General features: G+C 63.5%; 18 protein-coding genes. 2 read left to right on the top strand and 16 right to left on the bottom strand.

Annotated features, from left to right (window positions below):
- Nucleotides 1-109 precede the first annotated feature (109 nt).
- A complete protein-coding gene (locus tag NCT04_RS25595; RefSeq protein ID WP_250468364.1) occupies nucleotides 110-271 on the bottom strand; it encodes a hypothetical protein in 162 nt (53 codons plus the stop codon).
- Nucleotides 272-811: 540 nt separating this feature from the next.
- Here NCT04_RS25595 and dacB point away from each other — a divergent pair.
- The gene (gene dacB / locus NCT04_RS25590; protein WP_350030043.1) at nucleotides 812-2,479 is read left to right on the top strand and encodes a D-alanyl-D-alanine carboxypeptidase/D-alanyl-D-alanine endopeptidase; all 1,668 of its coding nucleotides are present in this window, start codon (nucleotides 812-814) and stop codon (nucleotides 2,477-2,479) included.
- A 65-nt stretch (nucleotides 2,480-2,544) separates the two neighbouring features.
- Here the strand turns inward: dacB and NCT04_RS25585 are convergent, their stop codons facing one another.
- From NCT04_RS25585 to NCT04_RS25575, 3 genes are read right to left on the bottom strand one after another with little or no spacing between them, the layout of a single operon-like run.
- Entirely contained in the window at nucleotides 2,545-3,648 is a 1,104-nt protein-coding gene (locus NCT04_RS25585; RefSeq protein WP_250468273.1) for a porin, read from the bottom strand.
- 54 nt (nucleotides 3,649-3,702) lie between these two features.
- Complete coding sequence (locus NCT04_RS25580; protein WP_244830422.1) at nucleotides 3,703-5,031, bottom strand: uracil-xanthine permease family protein; 1,329 nt, start codon at nucleotides 5,029-5,031, stop codon at nucleotides 3,703-3,705.
- Between the two features lie 38 nt (nucleotides 5,032-5,069).
- The gene (locus tag NCT04_RS25575) at nucleotides 5,070-6,185 is read right to left on the bottom strand and encodes an aryl-sulfate sulfotransferase (RefSeq protein WP_250468272.1); all 1,116 of its coding nucleotides are present in this window, start codon (nucleotides 6,183-6,185) and stop codon (nucleotides 5,070-5,072) included.
- 103 nt (nucleotides 6,186-6,288) lie between these two features.
- On the opposite strand from NCT04_RS25575, the gene NCT04_RS25570 reads away from it, so the two are divergent.
- Nucleotides 6,289-7,242 (top strand): LysR family transcriptional regulator, encoded by a 954-nt coding sequence (locus NCT04_RS25570; RefSeq protein WP_250468271.1) that lies wholly within the window; start codon nucleotides 6,289-6,291, stop codon nucleotides 7,240-7,242.
- A gap of 11 nt (nucleotides 7,243-7,253) precedes the next feature.
- Here NCT04_RS25570 and derI read toward each other — a convergent pair whose 3' ends face one another.
- The 12 genes from derI to NCT04_RS25510 form a co-directional block, all read right to left on the bottom strand.
- Nucleotides 7,254-7,706, bottom strand: a complete 453-nt coding sequence (gene derI, locus NCT04_RS25565; protein WP_250468270.1) for a D-erythrulose-4-phosphate isomerase — start codon at nucleotides 7,704-7,706, stop codon at nucleotides 7,254-7,256.
- Nucleotides 7,707-7,749: 43 nt separating this feature from the next.
- The gene (locus NCT04_RS25560) at nucleotides 7,750-8,511 is read right to left on the bottom strand and encodes a triose-phosphate isomerase (protein WP_244830429.1); all 762 of its coding nucleotides are present in this window, start codon (nucleotides 8,509-8,511) and stop codon (nucleotides 7,750-7,752) included.
- 98 nt (nucleotides 8,512-8,609) lie between these two features.
- A complete protein-coding gene (locus NCT04_RS25555; protein ID WP_244830431.1) occupies nucleotides 8,610-9,563 on the bottom strand; it encodes a D-ribose ABC transporter substrate-binding protein in 954 nt (317 codons plus the stop codon).
- A 69-nt stretch (nucleotides 9,564-9,632) separates the two neighbouring features.
- The gene (locus NCT04_RS25550; RefSeq protein ID WP_244830432.1) at nucleotides 9,633-10,727 is read right to left on the bottom strand and encodes an ABC transporter permease; all 1,095 of its coding nucleotides are present in this window, start codon (nucleotides 10,725-10,727) and stop codon (nucleotides 9,633-9,635) included.
- A gap of 27 nt (nucleotides 10,728-10,754) precedes the next feature.
- Nucleotides 10,755-12,311: a sugar ABC transporter ATP-binding protein gene (locus NCT04_RS25545; protein WP_250468269.1), complete on the bottom strand. Its 1,557-nt coding sequence runs from the start codon at nucleotides 12,309-12,311 to the stop codon at nucleotides 10,755-10,757.
- Nucleotides 12,308-12,964: a DUF2291 family protein gene (locus NCT04_RS25540; protein ID WP_250468268.1), complete on the bottom strand. Its 657-nt coding sequence runs from the start codon at nucleotides 12,962-12,964 to the stop codon at nucleotides 12,308-12,310. Before NCT04_RS25540 ends, NCT04_RS25545 begins: the two co-directional genes overlap by 4 nt.
- A 27-nt stretch (nucleotides 12,965-12,991) precedes the next feature.
- On the bottom strand, nucleotides 12,992-13,645 hold the full coding sequence (dhaL, locus tag NCT04_RS25535; protein ID WP_250468267.1) for a dihydroxyacetone kinase subunit DhaL: 654 nt from the start codon (nucleotides 13,643-13,645) through the stop codon (nucleotides 12,992-12,994).
- Nucleotides 13,642-14,664, bottom strand: coding sequence for a dihydroxyacetone kinase subunit DhaK (locus NCT04_RS25530; RefSeq protein WP_244830439.1), 1,023 nt, complete (start codon nucleotides 14,662-14,664; stop codon nucleotides 13,642-13,644). The genes dhaL and NCT04_RS25530 overlap by 4 nt, the downstream gene beginning before the upstream one ends.
- A 10-nt stretch (nucleotides 14,665-14,674) precedes the next feature.
- A complete protein-coding gene (locus NCT04_RS25525) occupies nucleotides 14,675-15,607 on the bottom strand; it encodes a sugar phosphate isomerase/epimerase family protein (RefSeq protein ID WP_250468266.1) in 933 nt (310 codons plus the stop codon).
- A gap of 15 nt (nucleotides 15,608-15,622) precedes the next feature.
- Nucleotides 15,623-17,131 (bottom strand): glycerol-3-phosphate dehydrogenase, encoded by a 1,509-nt coding sequence (locus tag NCT04_RS25520; protein ID WP_244830443.1) that lies wholly within the window; start codon nucleotides 17,129-17,131, stop codon nucleotides 15,623-15,625.
- Nucleotides 17,132-17,152: 21 nt separating this feature from the next.
- Nucleotides 17,153-18,757, bottom strand: a complete 1,605-nt coding sequence (locus tag NCT04_RS25515) for an FGGY-family carbohydrate kinase (RefSeq protein ID WP_250468265.1) — start codon at nucleotides 18,755-18,757, stop codon at nucleotides 17,153-17,155.
- Nucleotides 18,757-19,734 (bottom strand): sugar-binding transcriptional regulator, encoded by a 978-nt coding sequence (locus NCT04_RS25510; protein WP_250468264.1) that lies wholly within the window; start codon nucleotides 19,732-19,734, stop codon nucleotides 18,757-18,759. The genes NCT04_RS25515 and NCT04_RS25510 overlap by 1 nt, the downstream gene beginning before the upstream one ends.
- Nucleotide 19,735: the final 1 nt, after the last annotated feature.

Below are 19,735 nucleotides of genomic sequence, written 5' to 3'. Positions count from 1 at the left end.
CGCCGAGCCATATCGACAGCGAGCAGCGTCGGCAGTCTCTTACAGGACGTCGACGGAATCCAACGGTAAGGAGCGCTCATGCAGCAGGAAGCGCCTTGAGTGACGCCCTTCACTTCTCGGTGCGTGGTTTCTCGATGGTGACTTTCGCCATGGCCGACCAGTCTCGCTCGCCCAATCCCGCCGCGACGGTTTCAGTCATGCGTTCGTAGACGGCGGCAAGCATCGGCAACGCGGCGCCCAGCTCTTGCGCGGCTCCAGACGCGAGTCGCAGATCCTTCAGTCCGAGCGATGCCTTGAACCCGGTTCGTAGTGTCCATCCGCGATATTCGCCGAATAGACTTGATACGACCGGCTGCCGAACGACGTATTTAGATCGTGAGATTTGCCGCTGCCGGCATTAGGGCGCTCGTCGCGACAAGTCCGGACGCTGTGCCGAAACTCGCTGCGACACCGCCAGCGGCGAAGCGTTCGAAGCGCGTGGAGCAGTCGGGTTCAGCATGACGGGAGCCTGACGGAATGATCATGCAAGGTGTCGGGGCACGTGCAACGCCTGACCGCGACGCGCAAACATGTTGGCTATCCGGTCTTCTCCATTCCCGCAGAACATTCCGACAGCCGCGTCTCTGTTCGTCATCGCACAGTTCGTGTATGGGAGTACGTAGTCAGTCTCGCCTTCCTAACTTATATTTGCATCGGCACCGCAAAAAAAAACGTCCCCGCCCTGATCACCCGCGACCGATGTCCGGTCAAATGCTTCCTCCAAGCGGCGACTCTCAACGCATTGCGCTACAACCAAAAAGGATACGACGCAATGATGTCTTTCCGCTCGGCGATCAAGCCTTTGATGGAACCGACCTTCACGCGCTGCATGGCGCTGGCGTCCGCCGTGTTGCTGGCATCGTGCGGCGGCTCGGACCATACCGATACCACGGTGCCCGACACCATCATGCAGGTGATGAAAAAGCCTGCGTACAGCGGCGCGACGTGGACCATGCAGGTCGTCGATCTGGATTCCGGACATGTCATCTACGATCTCGACTCGGGCTCACAGGTGTTCATCGCGTCCGTGCGTAAGCTCTTCTCCACAGCCAATGCGCTCGACGTCATCGGTGCGCAGCATCGACTGGTGACGCCGGTCTACAAGCAAGGCACCGTCGATGCAAACGGCACGCTCACCGGCAATCTCGTACTCGTCGCGAGCGGCGATCTCACCATGGGCGGTCGCGCGAATCCGGACGGAACGATCGCGCTCACCGCGTTCGATCACAACGAAGCCAATAGTGTCGGCAACGCGCAACTGACCACGCCCGATCCGCTCGCCGGTTACAACGCGCTGGCCGCGCAGGTCGCCGCCTCGGGCATCAAGACGGTCAATGGCGATGTGGTGATCGACGATCGTCTGTTCGACGCGTTCGACTTCCGCGATGAATTCAACGTGACGCCGATCCTGGTCAACGACGATCTCGTGGATGTCGCCTTCAGCGCGAGCGCGCAAGGTGCGCTGCTGCCGTTCGTGTACCGGCCTCAGTCGGCGGCGTTCACGGTGCAATCGACGCTCACCACGGGCGTGCCGACGTCGGACTTTGCCGTCGTGCTCAATCAGGCATTCCCGGATGAGCCGCTCGACTGTATCGGCCAGGCTACCTGTGTCGGCGATGTGAGCGGCACGGTGCCGGCGGGGGTTCCACCCGCGCTGACCGGCGCGTATCCGCTGGTGCAGACGTTTCGCATCACCGATCCCTCCACGTATGCGCGCACGGTGCTGATCGAAGCGCTCGCACGCGCGGGCGTGACCGTGACGGCCGCGCCCGTCAAGGCGAATCCGGTTGCATCCTTGCCGCCTCAAGGTTCTTATTCGAGCGCGCAACGCATCGCCCAACTCACCGCCGCTCCGTATGCGCAGGATCTGCGTTTCGTGAACAAGGTGAGCTACAACATCGGCGCGGACATTACGCTGATGCAATACGGACTGGCGAAGAACGGCTCGCGCACCATGGCCACGGCGCTTACGACCGAACAAGGCGAACTGTCTTCGACCTTCGGCATTTCGCCGGACCAATATCACTTCATCGACGGCAGCGGCGGCGGCGATACCACCGCGAACGCGAAGGCTGTCATCACGCTGCTGCGCGCCATGCGGCTCAAGCCCGACTATGCGACATACGTCGATACTTTGCCGGTACTCGGCGTCGATGGCTCGCTCACGACCGTCACCGGCTTCGAGGCCGATCCGACGCTAGCCGGTGCCAAGGGTCGTGTCTACGCCAAGACCGGCACGTATGGCGGTTTGAGCAACACCACACCGCCCGTGCCGCTTCTCAAGTCACAGGCGCTTGCGGGGTATATCGATGCAAAGAGCGGCCGGCGGCTTGCCTTCTTCCTGACCGTGAATAACGTGCCGTTCGTGGGTCTGGAAACCATCCTCGATGCTTTCCAGGACGAAGGCGAGATCGCGGCGCAAATCTGGAAACTGCAATGATGCGACATATGCCGTGGGCCGCTGACTTCGTCGGCGGCCTCACGCTGCCGAAAGATCGATCATTCTCAGAACAGGTGATGAATCCCGGCAAGACACACCACCTGCTTCCCACCCGAAGCCGCCCCGATGCCAAGCGTATTGGCCACCGCGCCGCCGCCCGCCGTTTCGAACATCACATCGGCATAAAGCTGGGTTGTCTTCGATAGCGAATACACATTGGCCGCCGTGAATTGCGTCCAGCGACGCGCGCCGAGCGTCGCCGTCCATGCGCCCACGCCGATTTCCTCCGCGGGTGTCACGCGCAGATTCGCGCCGGCGTCGATGCTGCGAAAATGTTCGCTGCCGCCCTTGGACGCGATGCGCATATCGGTTGCGAGCGCATGCAGCGTGACGCGCTCGAACCGGTACGAGCCACCAATACCCATCTCCCGCACCTGGCTCGCATTGAACGTGGCGCCGGGCGCGAGCGTCTGGCCTTCGAACGAAGTCAGCCCAAGCCCGCTTGATAGCGGCAGCAGCCGGTCGCGGTACTCCGAATACACCGCCACCAGTTTGAGCGGACCGTTGGTATAGTTCCCACCGAAACTGATCGTCCGCCCGTTGGTATTGCTGGCCGATGCGCCCGGGAATCCATAAAGCGCGCCGACGCTCAGGCCGCGATAAGCAGCGCTCTTCCACTTGACCGTGCTCGATAACTGCACGGGAAGCGTGCTGCCGAGACCATCGAGATTGCCTGGATGAAACGCGGAAAAGTCGCCGAGCAACTGCGCTGTCGAAACCGAGCCGAGCCAGTCGAAGTTCCAGTCGGTTTGACGCCCGAGCGTGACCGTGCCGAGCGTCGCGTCGGACATTCCGACATAGGCTTGTCGATTGAAGAACGTCGTGCTGCTGGCGGATGCACCCGTCGTCGTGACAAAACCGCTTTCGAGCCTGAACAGCACCGAGCGCCCCGCGCCGATTTCCTCGACACCCTGAAAGCCGAAGCGGTCCGCCTGCAGGGTCCCTTGCTGCGCGATATAAGCCGACGAGCCGCGCAAATTGCTCACGTATCCAATACCCGAATCGATGCTGCCGTATAACGTGACGCTGCTTTGCGCGAATGCCAGCGGCGAAACGACGAGCGTGGTCAAACCCGCGACGAGTGTCGCGCGATGAGTTTTTGTTGTCATGCTGTCTGGGAGGAGCGTTAGAAGGAGAACTGCCTGAGCTCGAAAGTCCGGAAATCAGGTTGACTGAACCTTCTCCACCGGCGCGAGACGCCACGCGCCGAATATGAGATTGACGATGATCGCCGTCAGCGTGCCCGCCGCCATGCCGTTACCCATCACGATCTGCAGCGAGCCGGGAAGCGCTGCATAGACGTTCGGCACGAGTATCGGTAGCAGACCCATGACGAGCGCCGCAGCCAGCGTGTACTGATTGCCGCGCGCGTGCAGATCGACCTTGCCGAGCAAGTTGATCCCCATCACGCCGATCATCGCGAAGACGATCAGCGCGGTGCCGCCGACCACGGGCGCCGGAATCGCGTAGGCAAGGCGTCCGAGCGGCACGAACAGCGCGATGAGCATCAGCATCACGCCCGCCGTCGCGGTGACGTAGCGAGACCGCACACGCGTGGTCTGCACGACGCCGATATTCTCCGCGCTCGTGATGATGAGCGACGTGCCGAGCAACGAGCCGATCAGCGACGCCAGCGCATCGCCGCGTATCGTGCGCGGTACGTCGCGGCGAACGTCGATCTTCCTGCCCGTGATCTCGCCGACGGCAACCGTCTGTCCAGTGGCTTCGGCCATCGAAATGACACTGAAGATCAGCATGGGAAGCGCGGCCAGCACGTCGAAGCGCGGCATGCCGAAGGGCAATAGCATCGGCCAGGTAAAGAGCGGGCCGCTCCAGAGGCCGCTTAGCGACATCGAACCCATTGCCCAGGCGGCGAACGTGCCGATGACAAGACCCAGCAGCACCGCGAGCCTGCCCAGCGTGCCCTTGAAGAGACGCGCGACCGCGAGCGTGGCCACGATGGTCAGCAGCGCAAGTCCGAGCGCCTCGGGCCGCGCAAAGCCCGGCGTGCCCGGCTGCCCGACGACGATTCCGGCGTAAATCCGGATGAGACTGACCGAGACGAGCAGCAGCATGGCGCCCACGACCACGCGCGGAAAGAAGCGCAGGCAGCGTGCGAATACCGGCAGCACGATCCAGTAGAAGAGACTGGTGAGGATCGCCGCGCCCGCCGCGGTACGCAGATCCGTTTGCATCGCGATGACGGCGAAGAGCATCGCGGGCGCGCCGCCCGGCACCATCACGAATGGCAGCCGCGCGCCCACCGGCCCTGCGCCGAGCGACTGTAAGATCGTGCCGGCGCCGCACACGAAGAACGTCGCGCCGATCAGATGCACGGTCATCTCGGCTGGCAGCGACAACATGCGCGACATCAGAAAGACCGCCGTAACGGGCGATGCGGCCATGGACAGCACATGTTGCAAACCGAACAGCGCGAGTTGCCATGCGGGCAAACGCGCGTCGACATCATGCGTGGCGGATTCAGCTTTCACGAGACCCCCATGGTTTCGAAGCGCGCGGCGCACGGCGCTCAAGCAGGCAACCATGGCAATTGCTCGCGGCGGTAGCGGAAGGTTTGAAAGACGCTGTTCAATTGCCCCGGACCTGTCTTGCGGGCCGCTTCGTCCGGGTATTCGGCGAACCACGGAATCACGTATTCCCATACCACTTCGCCTGCGGGCGTGACTTCGAAAAGACGCCCCGTCGCCGATTCGGTGATATGCGTGTTGCCGTTCGCGAGCCGCTGGGCGTTGCCCATGAACGCGCTGTAGAACATGTTGACCATGTCGTCGGCGTAAGACCATACGATTTCGTGCGTCGACGGATCGATCTCCAGCACACGCGAGAACGCCACGTGCGCGCCCGCGCGAAAGTTGCCGTTGTCGAACGTGAGGATGTTGCCGTTGGCGAGCGCGACCGGCGCATGCTGATGCGAAACCACGTCCGGTGGGATATGCATGGTCACGTGGCCCGTTCGACGGTCGACCGCGATAATGCCCGACGTGGTGCGTAAGCTAATCAGCACCTCGCCTTGCGCATTCACACCGAGCCCGTTCACGAGCGGCCAGTGATAACGGCCGAAGCCCGGCGCGATAGGAAAGTCTTTCGGATCGAGATGCTCCCAGGCTTTCCATTCCCACACGAGTTCGCCCGCGCGATTCACTTCGCGGATCACGTCCGCGAACATGGGCTCGTCCGGACCATGCGCCGTGCCGCCCGGCACGCGATCGGCGAAACCCGCGGGCACCGGCGCGCACGCGGCGTACAGCAGGTTTCCGTTCGGCAGCCACTGCGCGTCGTGATGATGCGCCGGGTCCTGGTAACGCCACACCACCTCGCCCTCCGGCGATACTTCGTAGAAATCGCCGCCGTGCCACATCGACCAAGGCGCATATCGATCTTCCGAATCCGCATGATTGCCGTTGTAACCGAGATTGCCGTTCGGGAGAATCACCGCATGACGGCCGGGGCGCACCGGCATCTGCCATTCATGCACGACTTCGCCGCGCATATCGACGAGAAACACGCGCCCGCCTGCCGTTTGCGGCGCGATCAGCGTATAGCCGCCAGCGGACAGGTTCGGGTCGTGCGCTATGAGCCCGACGCCGCGGCGACGCTGGGTGATTTGATCAACGGTGGTAGTCACAGTTTGCTCCGTTAAGATGATGGAGCAAAATTTAGGCTATTCCACGCGTCAGTAAAACCTGATTGTTTTAAACGGGTCGTCAGAAAAATCCATACGGTAAGCCATGCGTCCGATATCACAGACCTTCCGTTGCTTCGACGAAGTCGTCAGGCGCGGTTCCATCCGCAAGGCGGCCGAATCGCTGCATCTGACCGCGGCTGCGGTGCATCAGCAGATCCTCAATCTGGAAGAACAGGTCGGCTCGCCGCTCTTCGACCGCTTGCCGCGCGGCATGCAGCTCACCACGGCGGGCGAGATCATCATCGCGGCGGTGCGGCGCGGTCAGCGCGATTTCGACAACGCGATGACTCAGGTCGAGGACTTGCGCTCGCTGCGGCGCGGACACGTCAATCTGGCCGTGTCGCCTTCGTCGGCGGAGTATCTGGTGCCCGGCGCGATTCAGGCCGCGATGACGCGCTATCCGGGCGTCACCTACAGCGTGCGTTCGGGTAACGGCGAAAACATCTTGAAGTGGGTGGAGACCGGTGAGGCCGACATTGGCTACGGCCTGCGTCGCAAGCCGCCGCCTGGCGTCGTGGAAGTGCGCGCATATGTGCAGCACCTCGGCGTGGTCACGCCACCGGGACATCCGCTCATGAAACTCCAGCGACGTCCGCGACTACGCGACTGCCTTGGCTATCCGCTCATCCTGATGTCGCCGGATACCGAATTGCGCGCGATGGTCGATCAAATCGATCACCGCGACCGGCGCAATGCGCGACCGCTCGTCGAAACCAGTTCGGTCGCCATGGTGCGCCGGCTGGTGGCGGATGGCATCGGCATCGGCTTTCTGATTGCGGAGAATGTCGCGGAAGACGTCGCCGGGGGCAAGCTCGCATGGACGCCGCTCGCCGATGCGGGCGCGCAATCGTCCAGTTGCCTGTATCAACGCTCCGATCTGACGACCACGGTCGCGATGGGCATGTTCCTGCAATTTCTCGGACAGGCTATCGAGCAAACCGAGGACCGCTTTCACACGTCGACGCGCCCCGTGCGCAAGCGCGGCGCACGGGTCTAGCGAGCACTATCCTAGCGATGATACTTGTCGTCGAGCTCGTTGATCGCCTTCACATTGCCCGCGCTGCGTCCATTCTCGTCGAAGGAATTGGCGAGAAACGAATCGGCGATGGTCTTCGCGACTTCAGGTCCGATCACGCGCGAGCCCATCGTGATGATCTGCGCGTTGTTGGAAAGCGCCGCGCGTTCCGCCGAATAAGTATCGTGGCACAGCGCGGCGCGAATGCCCGGCACCTTGTTCGCCGAGATGCTTACACCAATGCCCGTCCCGCACACGAGAATCGCGCGATCGTATTCGCCGCTCATCACACCAGAGGCCACGCGGTCCGAGAGATTGGCGTAAAACTCGTTCGGGCTCGCCTCATTGTGCGACACCTCGAATACCTCGAAGCGGTCCTTCAAATAATCCGCCAGCACGCGTGCAAGTCCCACTCCGGCGCTGTCTCCACCAATTGCTAGCTTCATGAGTATCTCCGTCGATTGTTCGATGCAGGTGGCGCATGCCAAGTCAAAGCACCGCGCCGACGCGTTTCAAAATATCCAGATAGCCGCTCACGCTCCACGCCGAACGGCCGATGAAAAGTCCATCGATGTGCGGGCACGCGGCCAGTTCCGCGCAGTTGCCCGGATTGACGGAGCCGCCGTACAAACAGGGAATGCTTCGCCCGAGCGTTTCCTCCGCCACTTTGCTGATCTCGGCTTGACGCGCATCCGCATATTCGGGACTAGCCGGAATGCCGCTCTCGCCGATAGCCCATACAGGCTCGTACGCGAGCAGAATCGGCGCCGTTCGTTGTTCAGGAGAAAGACGCGCCAACGCGCCGCGCACCTCGGTGGCCAACACGTCCGCAGCGCGTCCGCTCTCTTTGTCGGCGAGCGTTTCGCCAATGCAGATCAGCGGCGTCAATCCGTGACGCACGGCGGCCTCGACCTTGCGTCCGACGGTGTCGTCGGTTTCGCCGAAGTGCTCGCGCCGTTCGGAATGGCCGAGTTCGACGAGATCCATGCCGCAATCGACCAGCATCGGCGGGGAAATCTCGCCGGTCCACGCGCCCTCTTCGGCCCAATGCATGTTTTGCGCGCCGACCTTGACATTGGTCTCGGCGAGAATCGACTTCACTTCGCGAATCGCGGTGAACGGCGGAATCACGAAGCACTGGATTCGCGGGTCGTCAGGGCTCGCGAGCAAACCCTCGGCGAAAGCGATCGCTTGCGCCAGGGTCTTGTTCATCTTCCAGCTCGTGCCGACCCAGAACGGGGTATCAGACATGGTTAGGTTGTCGGACAGTGTGTCTTGCAAATGAGGCCGCGTCATGCGCCGGACGTGCCTTATGCCCGCCCGGCGCGCGGATGAAAACGCCTGCTAGGTCACTTCGAAAGCACGAACGGCGCGGTGTATTTCGACACGTTCGCCTTCGTGATCAGCACGCAGTCGAACAACTGCTTTTCGCTGGCGGCGCCCGTCTTGCCGGTCTTCAGGAACTGATCGGCTTCCTGCACGGCCTTGGCGGAAAACTCCGCGACCGGTTGCAGCACGGTGTACTGCAACTCGCCCGCTTTCACTGCCTCGACCGCGGCCGGCGAGCCATCGAAACCACCGACTTTCACGTTCTTCAGCTTGCCCGATTGCTTGAGCGCCGCAATCGCGCCGAGCGCCATTTCATCGTTGCCGCTGATCACGCCGATCACATCCGGGTGCGCCTGCAGCAGGCTCTGCGTCGCATTGAAGCCTTGCGTACGATCCCAGTTGGCCACTTGCGAGCCGACCATCTTCAGATCCGGATACTGCGAGAGCACCGACTTGTAGCCGTTGGACCGCGTCGCGGCGTTGTTGTCCGAAGGCGAGCCGAGCAATTCGACATAGTTGCCCTTCGACCCGACATCCTTCGTCCATTGCTGAGCACCGAGCGCCGCGCCTTGCGCGTTGTTCGACACGAGCTGCGCCTTCGCGAGCCCCGGCTGGTTGATTTCCGCGTTGACGAGGAACACCGGAATGTTCGCGGCAATCGCCTTCTTCACGGCGCCGACGGAGCCGCTCGCATTGGCCGGATCCAGAATGATCGCAACCGACTTGTTGGTGATGGCCGTGTCGATCTGCTGGCTTTCGGTGTTCGTGTCGCCTTTCGACGCCGACACGTTCGCGCTATAGCCCAGCTTCTTGGCTTCCGCCGCCGCGATGTTGCCTTCGGCGAGCCAGTACGGATTGGCGGGATCGTTGACGATAATGCTGATCAGCCCGCCCGCCGCCTGAGCCTGGCTCGCAAACAAGGGCGCAGCCACGGCGAGGGCCGCAAGGATCAAGGTCTTTCTCTTCATAGTCATGGCGTGTCTCTTTCTTGGGTTGGTGTTGGCGCAGGACTTCGATATTCTTCTCGCGTGCCGGAGGTCGGGCTATGCCTTGCCGCCGCCTTGCGGAGAAGCCAGTGGGCCGCCGGTCGGCGTCGGACGCTTGACCTTGCGGCGATATTGAATGGCGTTGAGCAACACCGCGAGCACGATGACCGCGCCGGTGAATACCGTTTGCCAGTAAGACGAGATGCCGATGATCACGAGCCCGTCGGACAGAAAGCCGATCACGAACGCGCCGAGCAACGTGCCGCGAATGTTGCCGGTGCCGCCCATCAGCGATGCCCCGCCGATCACGACCGCCGCGATGGCCGTGAGTTCGTAGGTCGTGCCCGCGGTCGGCCCGGCGGACGTGAGCTGCGACGAAAGAATCAGTCCCGCGATAGCCGCGCACATTCCCGACAGCATGTACACGCTGATCAGCACGCGCTTCACGGGCACGCCCGACAATTCCGCCGCGCGGTCGTTGCCGCCGGACGCATAGAGCCAGCGCCCGAAGGCCGAGCGATTGAGCGCGATACTGCCGAGAATCGCGATGATCGCGAGAATCAGCACGCCCACCGGCACGTTGAACAAGCGGTCGAAGCCCAGGTAGTCGAAGCCGGTATTGCCCAGGTCCGCCTGACCGCCCAGGTTGTTGTACGTGAGGCCATTGGTCATGAGAAGGGCAAAACCGCGCACCACGTACATCACGCCGAGCGTGGCGACGAAGGCCGGCACCTTGAAGCGCGCAATGAGAATGCCGTTCACGAGCCCGATGAACGCGCCGAGCGCGCAGCACAGCACCACCACGACCCAGACCGACGGGTACATGACGACCCCGAACATATTGAGCGTCACGCCTTGCATGAAAAATCCAGCGACGACGCCCGACAGCCCGAGCGTCGAACCCACCGACAAATCAATGCCGCCGTTGATGATCACGAGCAGCATGCCGATCGCGAGAATCCCGTAGATAGCCACGTGTGAGGCCATCGTAAGGAAGTTTTCTACTGCGAAATAATTCGGCGAGAGAAACGAAAAGATGATGATGATGGCGATCAGCGCGAAGAACGCGCGTCCTTCGAGCAGCACTTTGCCGAGGTCGAACCCTTCGCCGGACGATCCGGAGCGAGTCGATGTTTTGGCGGCGTCGTTCATGTTCAATGTCTCCAGGCATGTTCTGATTCAGGCGACCACGGCTTCGCCGGAGGCGGCCATGATGTCGTCCTTGTTGGCGTCGGGGCCGAATTCCGCGGAAATCTTTCCGCGCCGCATGACGATGATGCGATGCGCAACGCTCAGGCATTCGCCCACTTCCGACGTCGAATACACGACGGCCAAACCCTTCTTCGCGTTCTCGGCGAGCAGACGAAAGACTTCCGACTTCGCACCGATGTCGATGCCGCGACTGGGTTCATCGAGCAGAATGACGCGCGGTCCGGTAGCCAGCATCTTGCCGATCACCACCTTCTGCTGATTTCCGCCCGACAGCGAACGGATCGAAGCGCCCGGTCCCGAGGTCTTCACGTGCACGTTGCGGATCGACTGGCCGACGAGTTCACGCTCGACCGGCGGCGACATCAAGATGCCCTTCACGAAAGAGCGGATGCTCGCGAGCGACAAGTTCGAGCCGACGCTCATCGTCGGCACGAGGCCGTCGCGCTGACGATCTTCCGGCACCAGCACGAGCCCACGGCCAATGCGCTGCGCGATACTCAGCCCCGCCATGCTCTCGCCCTCGAGCCGAATGGTTCCGCCCGTCACCGGCAGCCGCGTGCGTCCCGCGACCGCTTCGAGCAGTTCCGTGCGGCCCGCGCCCATCAGTCCGTAGATGCAGACGATCTCTCCCGCGCGCACCTTGAGCGACAGACGATCGACCACGGACACGCCCGAGCCGGATTCATCGGCGATGCTGACATCGTCGATATCGAGCGCGACTTCGCCGAACTCGTAGCCGGTCGGCGGCGAGCCGAGGTCGAAGTTCTCGCCGACCATGTTGCGCACGATCCATCCGAGGTCGATGTCCTTGCGCTCCGCCGTCGCGGTGATGCGGCCATCGCGCAGCACCACGGCATAGTCCGTGACCTGCAATGCTTCTTCCAGATGATGCGAGATGTAGACGATCGATACGCCCCGGCTCGTCAAGTCGCGAATCACCTTGAACAGCACCTCCACTTCGGATGCGCTCAGCGCCGAAGTCGGTTCGTCCATGATCAGGATGCGCGAATCGACCGACAACGCCCGCGCGATCTCGACGACCTGCTGCTGACCGAGGCGCAGATCGCGCACCAGCGTCATGGGGTCGACGTCTTCTTCGAGTTCCTCCATCAGCGCGCGCGTCTGCCGCGCTTCTTCGGCGAAGTTGACGCCGGTCGGCGTGCGCAGCTCGCGGCCCATGAAGACGTTGTCGCGCACGCTCAGGTTCGGCGCGAGACTCAGTTCCTGATGAATGATCGAGATGCCGTGATTGCGCGCATCCGTCGATGACGTGAACGCCACGCGTTCGCCATCCAGCTCGATTTCTCCGGAGGTCGGTTTTTCCACGCCCGAGAGGATTTTCATGAGCGTCGACTTGCCCGCGCCGTTTTCGCCGAAGAGCGTCGTGACCTTGCCGCGATGAATCTCGAAGTTCACGCCCTTGAGCGCATGCACGCCGCCATACGACTTGACGACATCGCGCGCAGACAGCAGCACGCCATCCTTCGCCGCGCCCTGTTCGTTGGTTGGATCGATGGTGCTCATTTCGCGTCCAGCTTCACAGGAGTGACGAGCCAGCCGTTCGGATTGATCAGCTGGAACACGCCGACGACATCGACTGTCTTGCCCGTCAGCTTGGCGGTATCGACCTTCGACAGAACCTGTTTCTTCATCTCCGTGTTGATGGCGTAACCGGCGTTCTGGTAATCGATCTGATTCGTGAACTGCCCGAAGCTGATGTCGCCCGTGGCATCGCGCAAGTCGGTGCCGTTGATCGCCGGTCCCGTCTGCACGCGTATGACGAGCGAATCGGGCAGGCCCGGCACCTTGACTTCGTACACGCCGGAGTCTTCCTTGCCCGCGACACCCGAGAACTTCACCGACATCTCAGGACCGATGCCGCCGCCCGCGATGCCGTATTGCTTGCCCGCCGCGTCCTGATCCTTGGCAATGGCGGCGGCCAGCGTCGCCGCATCGACGGCGCGCTTTTCTATCGCGGCCTGCGTCTTCGGAAACTGCTTCTTGCCGTAGGCTTCCGGCTCGAATTCCTTGGTCTGCGTATCGGCGCCGGAACCGATCTTCACGATTTTGGTACTCATGGCCATCGCGATCAGCAAAATGGCCAGCAACACGATGCCGATCACAACGCGCATGCCGCGCTTGCCCTGATGCTTGATCGACGGAGTCATTGCGCTCATTGGCTCACCTCGCGGCTGTCCATTCGTTCAGTGCGTGTCATGTCTTCCCCAGTTTTCTGCAATCACGTTGATGACCATCGCGGCGGAGGCCGCGCCCGGATCGATGTGACCGATGCTGCGTTCACCGAGGCGCGCCGATCTTCCCTTGGTCGCCACCATCGCCTTCGTGGATTGCGCGCCCGCGTTCGCCGCTTCGCGAACGCGGGTCAGGATGTCGCTCACGGACAAGCCGTCCGCCATGCCTTGTTCGGCTGCCGAGGCGGCAGGCGCCCACGCATCGACCATGGTTTTTTCGCCGACTTCCGCCTTGCCGCGCGACCGGATGCCTTCGGCCATCGCGACGATCAACCCCGGCGCTTCGTTCAGCGGCAATGCCTGACGCGCACCCGCCGCCTTCGCCGCGCGCATGAACGCCGTTGCGTAAAGCGGCCCCGACGATGCGCCGACCGCGTTGAGAAAACCCTTGGCCGCGGCGTTCCACTGATCCGCGAACGTGCAGTCGGACGGCAACGCGTCGATGGCCCTGGACGCGGCAGAAAAGCCCTGTTCCATCGCGATGCCGTGGTCCGCGTCGCCGATCACGCCGTCGAGCCGGCACAGTTCGTCGCGCGCCGCCGCGATGGTGCTCGCGAGTTCGCGGAACAGTTGCGCGTTGTCGGCGGTGGAAAGCGCGGACATCATGCGGCCCTCTGCTGAAACATCGCGCACTCGCACGGATGATCGATGAGGCGCTGCAATTCATCGTCGAGATGCATGACGGTGATCGACGCGCCCGCCATTTCCAGCGATGTGCACAGCGGCCCCACGAGCGTGCGATGCACGACGAGTCCCGCCTCCTGCAAGCGCTGCGAAACGCGCCGGTTGAGAATGTAAAGCTCCATGAGCGGCGTCGAGCCGAGCGAATTCACGAGTACCGCCACGCGGTCGCCCTTGGCCGCGCCCATCTCGGCGAGGATCGCATCCATGATTTCGTCGGTGATGTCGTCGGCCGTGCGCAAGGCTTCCCGGCGCATGCCCGGTTCGCCGTGAATGCCCATGCCGATTTCCATGTCGCCGGCGGCAATCTCGAAGTTCGGTTGACGCGTCTGCGGCAGCGAGCAAGGCGCGAGCGCCACGCCGAGCGTGTACGTGCGCGCGTTGGCATGGCGCGCGACGCGCTCCACCTCGCCGAGCGGCATCATCAGGTCCGCCGCGGCGCCCGCTGCCTTGAAGATGAACACGTTGCCCGCCACGCCGCGCCGCGTCTCGCGCTTGTCGCGCGGCGCGGAGGCGATGTCGTCGGTGGTCAGCACGGTGCGCGCCTCGACGCCGTCGAGTTCGAGCAGTTCGGTCGCCATGTCGAAGTTCATGACATCGCCCGCGTAATTGCCGTACATGAACAGCACGCCCGCGTTGCCATGCGCGGCGAGCGCGGCATCGACGGCCGGTTGCGGCGGCGGCGAAGCGAAGACGTTGCCGATCACGGCGGCATCGGCGAGACCGCGGCCGACGAAGCCCAGAAACGTCGGCTCGTGTCCCGATCCTCCGCCGATGATCAACGCCACCTTGCCCTCACGCGGCCCGTTGCGCGCGATGATCGCCCGGGGCGCGCTGTCGCTGCGCGTCAGCAGATCGCCGTGCGCGGCCATGACGCCCTCGAGCATCTCGTCGACGGCGGCATCGCCATCGTTGATCAGCTTCTGTGTCATCGTGCCTGGCATGTCTGACTCCTCAGATGTTGAGATCGGCGATGCCGGTGTCGAAATGCGGCGCCCAGAATGCCACCGATTCGGCGATCTGCGCGACGACCTGCCGATCCGTCGGCTCGCGTTCCTTGAACGAGAGTTCCAGGCAAATTTCGTTGTCGCGCCCGCCGCCCGCGTGCAGCGCCTCGATGAGCGGTTCCGGCTGAATGCGGCCGCGCGCGTTGTACTCCGCGGTGAACGGGCGATGCCCGCCCTTGTCCATCAACGACTGCTTGATATGGATGATCGGCGACACGCGCGGCACGGCGCGCGCCCACGCATAGGGATCGAAGTCGTCGGGGTTGGAACTGGTGACGTCGCCGTGGTCGATGTCGGCCATCATCCACATGGGAATGGCCATGTTCGCGGCGCTCAGGCGGTCTTGCAGCGCCATGCACGCGGCGATGGTCTCGCCGAATTCGCGGCCAATGGACATCGGTTCCCAGAACACGTATTTCAAGCCGGCCGCTTTGGCATGCTCGGCGACTTCGGCCCAGCAATCGATCGCGGTTTGCAGCAGCGCGTCACGCCGTTGCGGATCGTCGAAATCTCTGTAAGTGAAGATCGCGAACTGCGTGCCGATGGAGTCGCCGCCCAGATCGGCGGTGATATCCGCAAACGACTTGAACCAGTCGATGTAGTAGCGGCGCACGTCTGCATCCGGATGACCGAAGTGATTCAGACGGCCATACGGCCCGGTCATGCCCGAGGTGATCCGCACGCCGGTGCGCGTCATCGCCGCGCGCATCTCGCGCGTGAGCCGCCGCGTGGTTGCCGCCGGCCACGACGGATTGATGAACTCGTGCGTCAACTGCACGTCGCGGATTTTCATGTCGTGCGCGATGGTGTCGATCAGGTCGCCCGGTTCGGCGAAGCGGTTCACCAGTGGATTCGTGTTCAGTGCAAGCGTGAATGCCATGTTCGTCTCGTGTCTTTAAGCGGATTTACGCACGAGGCCGTCGAGCCAGGCTTCGAACGCGGACTTCTGCGCGGCGCTCATGTGCAAGCCGTGCTTGGTGCGCCGCGTGAGCATGTCGTCCGCCGACTCGGCCCATTCGTGCGACATCAGGTAGCGCGCTTCCGCTTCGTGGAAGTTCGGTCCGAACTGCTGGCCGAGACCGGCGAGCGAGGTCGCGCCGTCGATCACCTGCGAGGTCAGCGTGCCGTAGGTTTGCGTGTAATAGCGCAGCAGATTGCGCGGCAGCCACTCGTAGCGGCTTTGCAGACTCGCCATGAAGCGCGGCACGTCGGCGCCTTCCATGTCGCCGCCCGGCAGCGTCGCCGATGAAGTCCAGTCGGGGCCCATCTTCGGGAAGGTCGGCTGCAGCTTTTGCAGCGCGTGTTCGGCGAGCTTGCGAAACGTCGTGATCTTGCCGCCGAAGACATTCAGCAAGGGCGCGCCGCCGCTGGCGTCGAGATCGAACACGTAGTCGCGCGTGACCGCCGACGGATTGCCCTTGCCGTCGTCGTAGAGAGGACGCACGCCCGAGAACGTCTGCACGATGTCTTGCTTGCGTAACGGATGCTTGAAGTAGCGGTTCACCGCCGTCAGCAGATAATCGATTTCCTCGTTCGATATCTGCACGGTTTCCGGCGCGCCGTCCCACGGCACATCGGTCGTGCCGATGAGCGCCTTGTCGCCCTCATAGGCGTTGATGAAGATCACGCGCTTGTCGTGGTTCTGCACGAGATACGAGTGCGGACCGTCCCAGAACTTCGGCGTAACGATATGACTGCCCTTCACGAGCCGCACCTTGCGCGTCGACTTCGCGCCCGCGCGCCCGATGACATCCGATACCCACGGTCCCGCCGCATTGACGAGCGCGCGTGCGTTCACGACGCGCGTCGATCCCGTGCGCGTGTCGCGCAGTTCGACGCGCCACGCATTGCCCTCGCGCCGCGCGCCGATGCATGCGGTGCGCGTGAGCACTTCGGCGCCGCGCTTGGCGGCATCGACGGCACTCAGCACGACGAGACGCGCGTCGTCGACCCAGCAATCGGAATACTCGAAGCCACGCCGGTACTCGTCCTTGATCGGCGCGCCTTCCGGATTGCGCCACAAGTCGAGCGAACGCGTGCCCGGCAGCTTCTTGCGGCCGCCCAGATGGTCGTACATGAAGAGGCCCGTGCGCACGAGCCATGCGGGACGATCACCCGGACTATGCGGCAGCACGAAGCGCAGCGGCCAGATGATATGCGGCGCGGCATTGAGCAGCACTTCGCGCTCGATCAGCGCCTCGCGCACGAGCCGGAATTCGTAGTATTCGAGGTAACGCAGCCCGCCATGCACGAGCTTGCCGGAACGCGACGACGTGCCCTGTGCGAGATCGTCCTTCTCGCACAGAATCACCGAGAGTCCGCGGCCCGCCGCATCGCGCGCAATACCCGCGCCGTTGATGCCGCCGCCGATGACACACAGGTCCACCCTATCCTTCTCGCTCATCTCAGCGTTCCATGTTCGACGTTAGTTGAGGCCTGCGGCTAGCGCGTTCGGCCGATGCCGCGATTTCAGCAACCGCGCCGTTTCATCCCAGGTCGGTACGAGCGCCTCGCGCGCCTTCCGATACGCGGGAAAAAGCTGCGCATACAACTGCGTCAGTTCCGCATCGGGCGCTTCCACTTGTCCGAGCAGCGGCGTCACCCATTGCGCGATGCACGTGTTCATGTCGGGATACACGCCGAGCGCGACCGCCGCCATCATCGCCGCGCCCGCCGCGCCCGCTTCCTCGCGCAGCGAGATACGCACCGGCGCGCCGACCACCGCGCCGAGCACGCCGCGCAACGCGCGCGAACGCGTCGCGCCGCCGGTGAGACGCAGTTCATCCGGCATTGGAATGCCCATCGACGTATAGCAATCGCGCGCGGCCATGCCGAGCCCTTCGACCACCGCGCGAAACAGATCCGGGTAGCGGCTCTCGCTCGTGAGCCCGATGAAATCCGCGCGCGCGTTCGGGTCCACGAAAGGACCGCGCTCGCCGGCATCGGAGATATAGGGGTGATACAGAAGCGCACCGGGACGTCCCGACTGCAGCCATCCGTCGATACACTTCATCCGGTCGCCGTGCGAAAGGCTCGTGCCGAACTGCGCGAGCAGATCGCACGCGAGATTCAACACCCAGTCCACGTTCAGCGTCGCCGCCATGTTCGACTGCACTTGCGCCGACATGCCCGGCACCGGCAACGCAATCACGTAACCCGTGCCTTCCGCGTTCAGATGGATGTCGGCGTTGTGCATCGCGCGCATGTGCATGCCCGTGGAGCCGACGATCGAGCAACTCGCGCCCGTCGCGCCTTCCGTGTGAATGCCCGCGCCGAGCGCCGTCAGCACGATATCGACGAAGCCCAGACACACGGGCGTGCCTTCGAGCAGGCCGGTCGCGGCGGCGGCGTCTGACGTCAGCGGATGCATGATCTCCGTGCCGTCGACGATTTCCGGCAACAGGTCGCGCCACGCGGTGAGGCCGAGCGCTTCGATCACCGTGTCGTCGTATTGGCGCGTGCGAAAGTCGCCGTAGGTGAAGCTCGCCTCGGACGGATCGGTGGCGCGCACACCGGTGAGGTTGAGATACAGCCAGTCCTTGCAATGCAGTGCCACTTCGGTGCGTTCGAGCACTTCGGGCGTCGTCGCGGCCATGTGCGCGATCTGCGCGCCCTGACTGCACGCGGCGAGTCCCGTGCCGGTCGCCTGGAACCGCGCGCGGCTCGCCGGTCCTTCCTGCAGCAGCCGCACCGTGTTCGCGGCGCGCGCGTCGAGCCATAGCCATGCGTCGCTCGCCGGCTTATTGCCTGCGCCGACGAGCCATGTGCCGTCGCCTTGACCCGTCACCGCCAGCGCGCGCGTGCGTTGCGCGAGACCTTCGATCTTCGCGCCCAGATCCCGCAAGGTCTTCGCGCAGTCGCCCCAAGTTTGATCGAGCGATTGAGTCGCCGCGCCATCGGGGCTCGTGGTGTAGCGGTTCGGCACCGAGGCGACGGCAATCTGCCGTCCCGTCAGGTCGAAGGCCACGGCCTTGATGACCGAGGTCCCCGCGTCGATGCCGATGAGAAGGTCGCGTGCGTTCTCGCTCATCACGCCGCCTCCGTCGCGACAGGTTCCATCTTCAGCGCCAGCGCCGAGGCTTCGTCGGTGATCAATCCGCTCAGAAGGCCGCTATTGAGCACCGCGCGAATCGCCGCGATCTTCGACGCGCCGCCCGCAATCGCGATGATGCGCCGGCCCTTGAGGTCGTCGAGTTCGGGCGCGACCGTGCGCGCCGCCAGCGATGTTTCGACGGATTGGCCGGTATCGCTGAAAAAATGTCCGAGCAATTCGCCTTGACCGCCCTTGTCGCGCACTTCCTGAATTTCGTCGGGCTCGATCATATGCGATGCGACGAGTTGCGCGTCCGCATTCACCGATCCGATACCGACGACCATCAGATCCGCATGCGCCGCCATGTCGAACACTTCGCGCACGCCACGCTGCGCCAGCAACACTTCGCGATCCTCGGCCTTGTTGGCGAAGAACGGCAGCGGCAGCACATACGACACCGCGCCCGTCTGCTCGGCAAGTCGGTGAATCACGTCATACGGATTTGCCGTGTATTTGCGCGTGACGCCGCCAAGCAAGGACACGAAGCGCACCGTGCCCGCGTCCAGGCGCGGAATGTTCTCCACGACGGCCGCGAGCGTTCGCCCATGTCCTATGCCGATCACGCCGCCTTGCCGCGTCGCGATCTCGCGCTGCATGAAGTGCGCGCCAGCGACGCCAAGGGCGCGCAGCGGCAGATCGCCTTCGTTCAGATCGGGGACCACTTCGCAATAGCTAAGACCGAAGCGCTGCGCAAGCTCCGCTTCGAGCACGACGCATTCGGCGACATCGCCGTCGATGGTGAACTTGACCGCGCCGCTCTGATTCGCTCGCATGATCAGCCGATGCGCCTTGACACTGCTCACGCCGAGACGAGCCGCGACGTCGGCCTGCGTCTGACCGGCGGCGTAGTGCAGCCACGCCGCGCGAATCGCAAGACTGTCCTCGGCGTCACGCCTGTCGGCGGATTTCGTCATG

Source organism: Caballeronia sp. GAFFF2 (genome assembly GCF_023631485.1).
Taxonomy (GTDB): Bacteria; Pseudomonadota; Gammaproteobacteria; order Burkholderiales; family Burkholderiaceae; genus Caballeronia.
Note: the sequence above shows the minus strand (reverse complement) of the source record. Positions and strands in the feature narration are given on the sequence as shown.

Coding starts and splice junctions, on each gene's coding strand:
- dacB (WP_350030043.1), top strand. CDS start 812: ATGATGTCTTTCCGCTCGGCGATCAAGCCTTTGATGGAACCGACCTTC.
- NCT04_RS25585 (WP_250468273.1), bottom strand. CDS start 3,648: ATGACAACAAAAACTCATCGCGCGACACTCGTCGCGGGTTTGACCACG.
- NCT04_RS25570 (WP_250468271.1), top strand. CDS start 6,289: ATGCGTCCGATATCACAGACCTTCCGTTGCTTCGACGAAGTCGTCAGG.
- derI (WP_250468270.1), bottom strand. CDS start 7,706: ATGAAGCTAGCAATTGGTGGAGACAGCGCCGGAGTGGGACTTGCACGC.
- NCT04_RS25560 (WP_244830429.1), bottom strand. CDS start 8,511: ATGTCTGATACCCCGTTCTGGGTCGGCACGAGCTGGAAGATGAACAAG.
- NCT04_RS25555 (WP_244830431.1), bottom strand. CDS start 9,563: ATGACTATGAAGAGAAAGACCTTGATCCTTGCGGCCCTCGCCGTGGCT.
- NCT04_RS25550 (WP_244830432.1), bottom strand. CDS start 10,727: ATGAACGACGCCGCCAAAACATCGACTCGCTCCGGATCGTCCGGCGAA.
- NCT04_RS25545 (WP_250468269.1), bottom strand. CDS start 12,311: ATGAGCACCATCGATCCAACCAACGAACAGGGCGCGGCGAAGGATGGC.
- NCT04_RS25540 (WP_250468268.1), bottom strand. CDS start 12,964: ATGAGCGCAATGACTCCGTCGATCAAGCATCAGGGCAAGCGCGGCATG.
- dhaL (WP_250468267.1), bottom strand. CDS start 13,645: ATGATGTCCGCGCTTTCCACCGCCGACAACGCGCAACTGTTCCGCGAA.
- NCT04_RS25530 (WP_244830439.1), bottom strand. CDS start 14,664: ATGCCAGGCACGATGACACAGAAGCTGATCAACGATGGCGATGCCGCC.
- NCT04_RS25525 (WP_250468266.1), bottom strand. CDS start 15,607: ATGGCATTCACGCTTGCACTGAACACGAATCCACTGGTGAACCGCTTC.
- NCT04_RS25520 (WP_244830443.1), bottom strand. CDS start 17,131: ATGAGCGAGAAGGATAGGGTGGACCTGTGTGTCATCGGCGGCGGCATC.
- NCT04_RS25515 (WP_250468265.1), bottom strand. CDS start 18,757: ATGAGCGAGAACGCACGCGACCTTCTCATCGGCATCGACGCGGGGACC.
- NCT04_RS25510 (WP_250468264.1), bottom strand. CDS start 19,734: ATGACGAAATCCGCCGACAGGCGTGACGCCGAGGACAGTCTTGCGATT.